A 10,376-nucleotide genomic window follows, 5' to 3' on the forward strand; every position below is an offset into this window, starting at 1 on the left:
GGACGGCGCGGCGGCGCAGCGCTGGCGCGAGCAGGGCCTGGCCCTGTGGCGTCAGGAGGTCGCTCGTGCGCGGGTGGACGAGTCGGACCAGGCCGCCCCCACCGTCCTGGGGCGGTTGCAGGCCGCCCTCGACGACGTGCTCGTGCGGGACGGGGTGCTGCTGGGACTCGTCCCGGGCGCTGACCGCGTCGCCGATCGGGTGGTGGCCGGCGGAGGTGGCGACGAGGTCGGGCAGGTGCTCAGGGCGATCATCGACCCGGAGGTCGGGTCGGCGCCCGAGCAGGAGCGCACGACCGCTGCCCGCGCGGTCCTCGAGGCGGTGGTCGCGCACGCCCCCCGACGGTCCCAGGCCCCGGCGTCGACCCTGCTCGCGGTGGTGGCGTGGTGGAACGGGGACGGCGCGCGCGCCTCGGTGCTGTGCGAACGTGCCCTCGAGGCTGACGAGGACCACCGCCTGGCGCTGCTCGTGCACGAGGCCCTCGTGCAGGGCATGCCCCCGGGTTGGCTCCGCGCAGCCCAGCGCGAGACCGGTTGAACGATCGCAGGAGGTGACGATCAGGTAGCGTCGACGAAACGTTCCCGTTGCGTCACCTGGAGGATCGATGAGTGTCGTCGTCGGCTATGTCGCGACTGCCGAGGGCGACGCCGCCCTGACTGCCGCGGTCGAGGAGGTCCGTCGGCGCGGAAGTCGCCTGGTCGTGGTCCTGAGCGAGCGGAGCAGCCGGTTCGGCTCCGAGACAGGGGCGCTCGAGGAGCAGGTCGAGGAGGTGCGTCGTCGTCTTGACGAGGCCGACGTCCCCTACGACGTGCGGCAGACCGTGCGCGGTCGAGATGTCGCGGACGACATCATCTCGGCCGCCGAGTCGACCGGGGGAGAGCTCATCGTCATGGGCCTGCGACGACGCAGCCCGGTCGGCAAGCTGATCCTCGGCTCCAACGCGCAGCGGATCCTCCTCGACGCACCGTGCCCGGTGCTGGCGGTCAAGCCCGTCAGGACCTGATCGGGCGCCTGCTCGCTCCGCCAGGTCGTGCCCCGGGGTGCCCCCGGACGTTACAATGATGGTCTACCCCCGGACCTTCTCTCCGAGCCTGGCGTTGCCGAAAGGTTCTCTGTGTCATCCCTGTCTTCACGTCCTGCCCTGCCCCGCGAGTTCGAGCACCCTGCTTTGCAGGAGCTCGTCATGCGTGGCCGCACCCACGGCTCGGTCGACGCCGAGTCCCTCCGGAACGCCTGCGAGAGCGCTGAGGTCGCCCCCAAGCGGCTGCGCTCCGTGGTCCGCGGTCTGAGCGACGCCGGCATCACCGTCCAGGAGCCTCAGGCCCGGACGGCCGTCGCCGCGGCCACCACCCGACGGTCGAGCACCGCCACCGCCAAGGCCCCTGCCGACGCTGAGGAGAGCACCACGAAGACCACGACGAAGACCTCGGCTCCCAAGAGCGCTGCGACCTCGACGACGAAGACCGCCGCCACCAAGGCCAAGCCCGCGGCGAAGGCCAAGCCCGCCGCCAAGGCCAAGGCGCCCGCCCCCGCCCCTGAGCCCGACGGCATCCCCGAGGCCGAGCCCCAGGAGGGCGAGACCGTCGCCGTCGTGACCCCGGCCACCGAGGAGACCGAGGAGACCGGCTTCACGGTCTCGGACGCCGACGACGACGACGCCCCCGCCCAGCAGGTCGTGACGGCCGGCGCGACGGCCGACCCGGTCAAGGACTACCTCAAGCAGATCGGCAAGGTCGCCCTGCTCAACGCCGAGCAGGAGGTCGAGCTCGCCAAGCGGATCGAGGCAGGCCTCTTCGCCGAGGAGAAGCTCGCGAGCGGCCCCAAGCTCGAGCCCAAGCTCCGTCGCGAGCTCGAGTGGATCGTCTCGGACGGTCGCCGTGCGAAGAACCACCTGCTCGAGGCCAACCTGCGCCTCGTGGTCTCGCTGGCCAAGCGCTACACGGGCCGCGGGATGCTGTTCCTGGACCTCATCCAGGAGGGGAACCTCGGGCTCATCCGTGCGGTCGAGAAGTTCGACTACACCAAGGGCTACAAGTTCTCGACGTACGCCACGTGGTGGATCCGCCAGGCCATCACCCGCGCCATGGCCGACCAGGCCCGCACCATCCGTATCCCGGTGCACATGGTCGAGGTCATCAACAAGCTCGCCCGCGTCCAGCGGCAGATGCTCCAGGACCTGGGCCGCGAGCCCACGCCTGAGGAGCTCGCCAAGGAGCTCGACATGACCCCTGAGAAGGTCGTCGAGGTCCAGAAGTACGGGCGCGAGCCCATCTCGCTGCACACCCCCCTGGGCGAGGACGGGGACAGCGAGTTCGGCGACCTCATCGAGGACTCCGAGGCCGTGGTGCCGGCCGACGCCGTCAGCTTCACCCTGCTCCAGGAGCAGCTCCACCAGGTCCTCGACACCCTCTCCGAGCGCGAGGCCGGGGTGGTCTCCATGCGCTTCGGTCTCACCGACGGTCAGCCCAAGACCCTCGACGAGATCGGCAAGGTCTACGGGGTCACGCGTGAGCGCATCCGGCAGATCGAGTCCAAGACGATGTCGAAGCTGCGCCACCCCAGCCGTTCCCAGGTGCTGCGGGACTACCTCGACTGAGGGTCGTCGCAGCAGGAGGTCGACGACGTTCACCCTGACGTCACCCGAGGTACAGGCGTACGCCATCGGGTACGTGTGACATGGGTCGGGTGATACTCGACGACGCGCTCGCCCTCCTCGCCTCCGCGGTGACCCTCGCCCTCGTCTACGGCGTCGGCCGACGTCTCCTCCCCATGCCCGAGGAGCGAGGCCCGCTGGGTGGTCCTCCCCTCCGCGCTCCAGGGCCGAGCACGCCGCCACCTCCGGATCTGGGTAGCTCCGGTCGCGAGACGGGGCGCCCCGCAGTAGTGTCGACGGCTTTGCTTCCGTCGGACCCGAGGATGTGCTGCAGCGATGCCCCGTACCGGTACCACTCGTGCCCCTTACCTCACCATGCTCGTCGGGCTCCTGGCGGTGGCTCTGGCGTTGATCGTGGCCGACTGGGCCCATCGCAACGGGTACGCCGCGGTCTCAGGCTGGCGGTGGGACACCAATCGTGACGCCAGCTGGATCGAGCTCTACCGCGGCACCCTCCTGATCATCTCGGCCGTCCTGCTCGCGCGGTTGGGACGCTCGGCACCTGGTGCACCGGTGCTGCTCGCCTGGGCCCTGCTCCTGGTCGTCGTGGCCCTGGACGACAACCTCGCCCTGCACGAGCGCGGGGGCGGATGGCTCGACTCGACCGTGGGACTCCCGACGCCCGTCGGACTGACGGGTCAGGACGTCGGCGAGCTGGTCGTCTGGGGCGCGCTGGGAGCGCTGCTCGCAGCTCTCGTGGTCCTGGGGCACCGGCGTAGCTCGGCCCCGGCGAGAGCTGTCTCACGCCATCTGGCCCTGGCCCTGGGGCTCGTCGTGTTCTTCGCCGTCGTGGTCGACATGGTCCACGCGGCGGTGGTCAGCGAGGTGCCGTACCGGGTCGACTACCTGCTGACCGCGGTCGAAGCCGCTGGAGAGACCGGGGCGGTGGCCGTCCTCACGGTCGTGTGCGTCCATCGTGCTCGCGCCGGGCTACCCACTCGTGAGGTCGCTCGGGCGGCGTGAGCGCGACGGGCTGGCCCGTTCCTTCGTCAGCCCCCGACCCCGGCGACCACGGCGACCAGCCAGGTGCCCGCGGCGATCAGCGCGAGGGTGAGCTCGACGAGCATCCCCCACGCCGTGGCCTTGAGCGCCGTGACCGCTGTGCGGCGGGCCGTGTCGAGGTCACGCAGCCGGTGGTACTCGGCCGCGAGGAGACCGCCGGCGAAGAACAGGAACAGCCCGAGCACCGGGATCACGAAGAACCCGACGATCCCGGCGATCCCGGCGACGACGAACGACCGTCGCGGCACGCCTGCTTGCTGCACGCGACGGCCGGTCAGCACGTACGTGGCCGACCAGCCGAGGGCCAGCAGGACGAGCACCACGCCCAGCACGACCCAGCCACCGGTCGTGCCGACCATAATCGCCCAGACCAGGACGGCGACGGCGATGGTGGGGGAGCCAGGGAGCACGGGGAGCACGATCCCGACCAGGCCGACGAGGATCGCCAGGCCGACCAGCACGGTGGTGAGATCCATGGGGGACTCCTCGGGTCAGCTGGCGGCCTCGTGCATGACGAAGGGCCCGGTCCGAGGTGCTCTGGACCGGGCCCTTCGTCTGTCGGTCGTGGATCAGCGCGTGGCGGCGCCTGCGCCGTGCTGCTCGAGGAGCCGGTCGGTCTCGTCCTGGACGTGCACCGCGAGATCGGTGAAGGCGGATTCGTGGGCGCGGGCGTGGTGCGCGCAGAAGAGCAGCTCGCCGGTCGCCAGCACCACACGGACGTAGGCCTGGGCGCCGCAGCTGTCGCAGCGGTCGGCCGCAGTCAGCGGGGAGGTCGTCGTCGTAGTCACGCGACCATGAAACCACCTTGCCTGCCGTACGGCACGGTCCAGGGCGGGTGGTTCGCTCACCGCGTAGTCGTCCGCGGCCCCGCGGCATGGCGACCCGGGCGGCGCGCCCCGAGCGTCTAGGCTCGGTCCTCGTGACCAGCACGCTGTCCGAGTCGAGCTACAACGCCCGCCACCTGTCCGTCCTCGAGGGCCTCGAGGCGGTCCGCAAGCGACCTGGCATGTACATCGGGACCACGGACTCCCGGGGTCTGATGCACTGCCTCTGGGAGATCATCGACAACTCCGTGGACGAGGCCCTCGGCGGCCACTGCGACCGGATCGCCATCGTGCTGCACGCCGACTCCTCGGTCGAGGTCCACGACAACGGGCGCGGCATCCCCGTCGACGTCGAGCCCAAGACCGGGCTCACGGGCGTCGAGGTCGTGTTCACCAAGCTCCACGCCGGAGGCAAGTTCGGTGGCGGCTCCTACACGGCCTCGGGAGGGTTGCACGGGGTCGGCGCTAGCGTCGTCAACGCACTGTCCTCACGGTTGGACGTCGAGGTGGACCGCAACGCCCGCACGCACCGCATGACCTTCCACCGCGGCGAGCCGGGGACCTTCGACGACTCGGCCGGCCGCGGGCCGGACGCACCGTTCACGCCCTTCCTCGAGGCCTCCGAGCTGACCATCGTCGGCAAGGTCCCCAAGGCGCGCACCGGGACACGCGTGCGGTACTGGGCTGACCGGCAGGTATTCCCCAAGACGGCCGTCTTCTCCTACGACGAGCTCGTGGCACGCGTGCGGCAGACGACGTTCCTGGTGCCGGGCCTCACCGTGACCGTGCGTGACGAGCGCGGGCTGCCGGGCACGCCCGGGGCGGACGCCCCGCACGAGGAGACCTTCGTCCACCACGGCGGGACGGTCGACTTCGTGGACTTCCTCGCCCCGGACACCGCGATCACCGAGACGTGGCGCCTGACCGGCAGCGGCTCCTTCACCGAGACGGTCCCCGTCCTGGACGGCCGAGGCCACCTCACCTCGCAGGAGGTGACCCGGGAGTGCGAGGTCGACGTCGCGCTCCGCTGGGGGACGGGGTACGAGACCGAGCTCCGCAGCTTCGTGAACATCATCTCGACCCCCAAGGGCGGGACGCACCTCGCGGGTCTCGAGCAGGCCCTCGTCAAGACCCTGCGCAAGCAGATCGAGCTCAACGCGCGCCGGCTCAAGGTCTCGACGAAGGACTCCTCGGAGCGTGTCGAGAAGGACGACATCATGGCGGGGCTCACCGCCGTGCTGACGGTGCGCCTGTCCGAGCCGCAGTTCGAGGGCCAGACCAAGGAGGTCCTGGGCACCGGGCCGGTGCGCGGGATCGTCGCGAAGGTCGTCGAGGGTGAGCTCTCGGCCGTGCTGACCTCCCCGAAGCGGGACCTCAAGGGCCAGTCCGCCCTGGTCCTGGAGAAGATCGTCGCGGAGATGCGGGCCCGGCTCTCGGCGCGCAAGCAGAAGGAGATCTCGCGGCGCAAGAACGCCCTCGAGAGCTCGGCCCTGCCCTCCAAGCTCGCGGACTGCCGCAGCGACGACGTCGAACGCAGCGAGCTGTTCATCGTCGAGGGGGACAGCGCGCTGGGCACCGCGAAGCTCGCCCGGAGCTCGGACTTCCAGGCCCTGCTGCCGATCCGCGGCAAGATCCTCAACGTCCAGAAGGCCTCCATCTCCGACATGCTGCGCAACGCCGAGTGCGCAGCCATCATCCAGGTGCTCGGCGCCGGGTCGGGGCGCAGCTTCGACCTCGAGGCCGCCCGCTACGGCAAGGTCGTCCTGATGACCGATGCTGACGTCGACGGTGCGCACATCCGCACCCTGCTCCTCACGCTGTTCTTCCGGTACATGCGACCTCTGGTCGATGCCGGCCGCGTGTTCGCCGCGGTGCCCCCCCTGCACCGGGTGGAGGTGATCGGTGCGGGCTCACGCAAGAACGAGTACATCTACACCTACTCCGAGGCTGAGCTCGCCGCCACGCTCAAGAAGCTCCAGAAGTCGGGTCGGCGCTACAAGGAGGACATCCAGCGCTACAAGGGCCTGGGGGAGATGGATGCCGACCAGCTCGCCGAGACGACCATGGACCCCCGGCACCGGACCCTGCGTCGGGTCACGGCCCAGCACGCGGCCGCCGCCGAGTCGGTCTTCGAGCTGCTCATGGGGTCCGAGGTCGCCCCGCGACGTGACTTCATCGTCGCGGGTGCGGCGCAGCTCGACCGGGCGCGCATCGACGCGTGAGCAGCACGCCCTGCCCCCGGCGGCGTGGTCCCGACGGTGGGTCCGGATCGCCTAGGTTGGTGCCGTGAGCTCGCGTGAACCCCTCGCCGTGCGCGCGGACCCGCCCGCGGTGCTCGAGCACCCACCCGTGCACCTCGAGCTGCGCTGGCGACCGCTGACGCCGGCTGACGCCTCGGCGCTCTTCACCCTCGTCCGAGCCGTCGAGACCGTCGAGGCGGCCCCGCGCCGTCACTCGGAGGCCGAGGTCTCCGATCTCCTCGTGGGTGAGTGGAAGGACCTCGAGCGGGACAGCCTGGGGGGCTTCGACGACAGCGGGACGCTGCGCGCCTACGCCCTGGTGGAGGTGCGGCCGGGGGACCTGCGGACCGTGCGGGCCTTCTTGCGGGGCGGGGTGGACCCGGTCTGGCGCGGCCGGGGGATCGGCCGCGCGGTGCTGGCATGGATGGAGGGTCGAGGGCGGCAGAAGCTCGCCGAGAGCGGCAAGGACCTGCCCGCGCGCCTGGCCGTCTACGTCGACGAAGGAGCCCGCGACCAGCGCCGCCTGTACGCCGCGGCCGGCTTCAGCCCGGTGCGCTGGTACACCGCGATGCGCCGCGACCTGCGGGCGCCCCTGCCGGCCGTCGACCTCCCGGCAGAGCTGCAGATCGTCGGCTGGACCACGGACCTGGACGACGGCGTGCGTGAGGCCCACAACGACGCCTTCATCGACCACTGGGGCTCCGAGCCCCACACCCCGGAGACGTGGCACCGTCCCGAGCCGCACGCAGCACCCGCGTGGAGCTTCGTCGCCCTCGACCACTCGGGCGGCGGGCCCCAGGTCGCCGGGTACCTCATCTCGGGGCGGTACGAGCACGACTGGCCGCTCCTGGGGTACTCCTACGGCGAGACCGAGCTCCTCGGCGTCCGGGCCCCCTGGCGGGGCCGCGGGCTCGCCCCGGCGCTCCTGGCGCGTGCGATGCTCGCCTACCGCGAGGACGGCATCCAGTACGCGTGCCTCACGGTCGACACCGACAACCCCAGCGGTGCCCACGAGCTCTACCGCCGGCTCGGGTTCGAGGCCACCCACGGCGAGGTCCTCTACAGCGTCGAGCTCTGAGCCGGACGCCGCACCCTCACCCGACGGCGTGCACCGGTGCGGTGAGGGGGACCCCTGAGCCGTCGCGACGCGGGTCCGCCTCGGGCAGGTCGACGGCCTGACCGGCGGACCCGGTGCCCCGGGCCGGCGTGGTGCCGACCCACGCCAGGAGCAAGGAGTCCTCGCCCCGCAGGAAGCGCTGGACGCGTACGCCCCCGGTGGCGCGGCCCTTGGCCGGGTACGCCTCGAAGGGCGTGACCTTGGCCGAGCCGGCCTGGGTCCCGGGGAGGGCGTCGGCGGTCCCGGCGACGGTGACCACGACGGACTCCTCCGTCCCTGCACGGACCGCGCCGAAGTGCACCACGCGCTGCCCGGCGGCCAGCTTGATCCCGGCCATCCCGCCGGCGCCACGACCCTGCGGGCGCACCACCCCGGCGCTGAACCTCAGCAGCTGGGCGTCGGTCGTGACGAAGACGAGCTCGTCCTCGTCGGTGACGCTGATCGCGCCGACCACCTCGTCACCCTCCTTGAGGCCGATGACCTCCCAGACAGGTCGGCTCGGCGCCGCCTCGGAGGTGACCCGCTTCACCACCCCGCCAGCGGTGCCCAGCGCGAGGGTGGGGGCCTCGGCGCCGAGGGCCACGAGCGCGAGGGCTCGTTCGCCCGGCTCGAGGTCCAGCACCTCACCGACGGGGACGCCCCCCGAGAGCGAGGGTGGTCCGTCGGTGGGGGGCAGTCCCGGCAGGTCCAGCACGGACAGCCGGAGCGCACGGCCCCGCGAGGTCACCACGCCGATCTCGCCACGGGTGCTCGCGAGGACCTCGCTGGTCAGGACGTCGTGCGAGGCGCGACGGTCCGAGCGGACGACGGAGCTCTCGTCCGCGGTGCGGGCCAGGAGTCCGGTGGCCGAGAGCAGCGCACGGCAGGGGGTGTCGACGATCTCGAGCGGGGTGGCGCTGCGGGCCGGGACGGGGCCCGTGCCGCCCGCGGACTCCAGCAGGATCGTTCGACGTGGGGTCCCGAAGGTCGCGGCCACCTCTGACATCTCGGCGCTCACCACGCCACGCAGCCTGGCGTCGTCGGCGAGGATCTCCTCGAGCTCGGCGATCTCGGCGCGCAGCTGCTCGGCCTCCTTCTCGAGCTCGATGCGCGAGAACTTGGTGAGTCGTCGCAGGCGCAGCTCGAGGATGTACTCGGCCTGGGCCTCGGACAGGTCGAAGACGTCCATGAGCCGCCCGCGGGCGGCCTCGGCCGTGTCCGAGCTGCGGATGACCTGGATGACCTCGTCGATGTCGAGGATCGCGACGAGCAGACCCTCGACGAGATGCAGCCGTTCGAGCCGCCGGGCCAGGCGGTAGGTGGAACGACGACGGACGACGTCGAGGCGGTGGTCGACCCAGACCACGAGCATCTCGCGCAGCCCTAGGGTCCGGGGCTGGCCGCCGACCAGGGCCACGTTGTTGATGCCGAAGGAGTCTTCCATCGGCGTGTACCGGTAGAGCTGCTCGAGCACGGCGTCCGGGTTGAACCCGGTCTTGACCTCGATCACGAGCCGCAGCCCGTGGGCGCGGTCGGTCAGGTCGACCACGTTGGTGATCCCGGAGAGCTTCTTGGCCTGGACCCCCTCCTTGATCTTCTCGATCACCTTCTCGGGGCCCACCAGGTAGGGCAGCTCGGTGACGACGATGCCCTTGCGCCGCGGCGTGACGTTCTCGATCTTGACCGTCGCCCGCGTGCGGAAGCTGCCGCGTCCGCTCCGGTAGGCGTCCCGGACGCCGTCGAGCCCGACGATCTTGCCCCCGGTGGGCAGGTCGGGGCCGGGCACGAACCGCATGAGGTCCTCGAGGGAGGCCTGGGGGTGGGCGACCAGGTGGCGCGCGGCGCCGATGACCTCGACGAGGTTGTGCGGCGCCATGTTGGTGGCCATGCCGACGGCGATGCCCGAGCCGCCGTTGACCAGCAGGCCGGGGACGGCGGCGGGGAGCACCTCGGGCTGGGTCAGCTTGTTGTCGTAGTTGGGGACGAAGTCGACCTCGTCCTCGTCGAGGCCCCGCACCATGGCCATCGCGGCGGGGGCGAGCCGGGCCTCGGTGTAGCGCGGGGCGGCGGGGCCGTCGTCGAGGGACCCGAAGTTGCCGTGTCCGTCCACCAGGGGCAGGCGCAGCGAGAAGGGCTGGGCCATGCGGACGAGGGCGTCGTAGATCGCCGTGTCGCCGTGCGGGTGGAGCTTGCCCATCACCTCGCCGACCACGCGTGCCGACTTCACGTGGGCGCGGTCCGGGCGCAGGCCCATGTCGGCCATCTGGAACAGGATCCGACGCTGGACGGGCTTGAGGCCGTCGCGCGCGTCAGGCAGGGCGCGCGCGTAGATGACCGAGTAGGCGTACTCGAGGAACGAGCCCTCCATCTCGGCGGCGACGTCGATGTCGACGATCGTCTCGGCGAACGGGGCGTCGGACGGTCCGGTGGTCTGGCGGGCCATCGGTGGGGGTGCTCCTCGGCGGTGGTGGGACGGGGCGTCCCATTGTCCCCCGCCGCGAGGGTCGGGCCGACGGCGACGCGCCCGAGCCCGCCCGCGCCCTGCCCCCTGCGCCGTCCGGCG

The 10,376-nt window shown here is 71.7% G+C and carries 9 protein-coding genes; 6 read left to right on the forward strand and 3 right to left on the reverse strand.

From position 1 onward, the window contains the following. The 4 genes from L0B03_RS08825 to L0B03_RS08840 form a co-directional block, all read left to right on the forward strand. Positions 1-535, forward strand: a 535-nt coding sequence (locus tag L0B03_RS08825; RefSeq protein ID WP_250445441.1) for a DUF4192 family protein, incomplete at its 5' end; no start/stop codon positions are given. Positions 536-602: 67 nt separating this feature from the next. Further along, the gene (locus tag L0B03_RS08830) at positions 603-1,001 is read left to right on the forward strand and encodes a universal stress protein (RefSeq protein ID WP_250445442.1); all 399 of its coding nucleotides are present in this window, start codon (positions 603-605) and stop codon (positions 999-1,001) included. 180 nt (positions 1,002-1,181) lie between these two features. Beyond that, positions 1,182-2,594, forward strand: coding sequence for an RNA polymerase sigma factor (locus tag L0B03_RS08835; RefSeq protein WP_284501577.1), 1,413 nt, complete (start codon positions 1,182-1,184; stop codon positions 2,592-2,594). Between the two features lie 333 nt (positions 2,595-2,927). Further along, the gene (locus tag L0B03_RS08840; protein ID WP_250445444.1) at positions 2,928-3,614 is read left to right on the forward strand and encodes a hypothetical protein; all 687 of its coding nucleotides are present in this window, start codon (positions 2,928-2,930) and stop codon (positions 3,612-3,614) included. A 26-nt stretch (positions 3,615-3,640) separates the two neighbouring features. Here the strand turns inward: L0B03_RS08840 and L0B03_RS08845 are convergent, their stop codons facing one another. Beyond that, the gene (locus tag L0B03_RS08845) at positions 3,641-4,129 is read right to left on the reverse strand and encodes a DUF456 domain-containing protein (protein WP_250445445.1); all 489 of its coding nucleotides are present in this window, start codon (positions 4,127-4,129) and stop codon (positions 3,641-3,643) included. A gap of 93 nt (positions 4,130-4,222) precedes the next feature. After that, complete coding sequence (locus L0B03_RS08850; protein ID WP_250445446.1) at positions 4,223-4,441, reverse strand: hypothetical protein; 219 nt, start codon at positions 4,439-4,441, stop codon at positions 4,223-4,225. Between the two features lie 86 nt (positions 4,442-4,527). On the opposite strand from L0B03_RS08850, the gene L0B03_RS08855 reads away from it, so the two are divergent. Both L0B03_RS08855 and L0B03_RS08860 read left to right on the forward strand, forming a co-directional pair. Further along, positions 4,528-6,699 carry a DNA topoisomerase IV subunit B gene (locus L0B03_RS08855; protein ID WP_284501576.1) on the forward strand — a complete coding sequence of 724 codons (2,172 nt, stop codon included), beginning with the start codon at positions 4,528-4,530 and terminating at the stop codon, positions 6,697-6,699. Between the two features lie 64 nt (positions 6,700-6,763). Continuing rightward, positions 6,764-7,795, forward strand: coding sequence for a GNAT family N-acetyltransferase (locus L0B03_RS08860; protein ID WP_250445448.1), 1,032 nt, complete (start codon positions 6,764-6,766; stop codon positions 7,793-7,795). 16 nt (positions 7,796-7,811) lie between these two features. Here L0B03_RS08860 and L0B03_RS08865 read toward each other — a convergent pair whose 3' ends face one another. Continuing rightward, positions 7,812-10,256, reverse strand: coding sequence for a DNA topoisomerase (ATP-hydrolyzing) subunit A (locus L0B03_RS08865; protein ID WP_250445449.1), 2,445 nt, complete (start codon positions 10,254-10,256; stop codon positions 7,812-7,814). Positions 10,257-10,376: the final 120 nt, after the last annotated feature.

It is taken from the genome of Actinotalea sp. C106 (assembly GCF_023630195.1).
Taxonomy (GTDB): Bacteria; Actinomycetota; Actinomycetes; order Actinomycetales; family Cellulomonadaceae; genus Actinotalea.

What these genes read in the sequence shown, in the direction of transcription:
- L0B03_RS08830 (WP_250445442.1), top strand. Translation starts at nt 603, where the DNA reads ATGAGTGTCGTCGTCGGCTATGTCGCGACTGCCGAGGGCGACGCCGCC.
- L0B03_RS08835 (WP_284501577.1), top strand. Translation starts at nt 1,182, where the DNA reads ATGCGTGGCCGCACCCACGGCTCGGTCGACGCCGAGTCCCTCCGGAAC.
- L0B03_RS08840 (WP_250445444.1), top strand. Translation starts at nt 2,928, where the DNA reads ATGCCCCGTACCGGTACCACTCGTGCCCCTTACCTCACCATGCTCGTC.
- L0B03_RS08845 (WP_250445445.1), bottom strand. Translation starts at nt 4,129, where the DNA reads ATGGATCTCACCACCGTGCTGGTCGGCCTGGCGATCCTCGTCGGCCTG.
- L0B03_RS08855 (WP_284501576.1), top strand. Translation starts at nt 4,528, where the DNA reads ATGGCGACCCGGGCGGCGCGCCCCGAGCGTCTAGGCTCGGTCCTCGTG.
- L0B03_RS08865 (WP_250445449.1), bottom strand. Translation starts at nt 10,256, where the DNA reads ATGGCCCGCCAGACCACCGGACCGTCCGACGCCCCGTTCGCCGAGACG.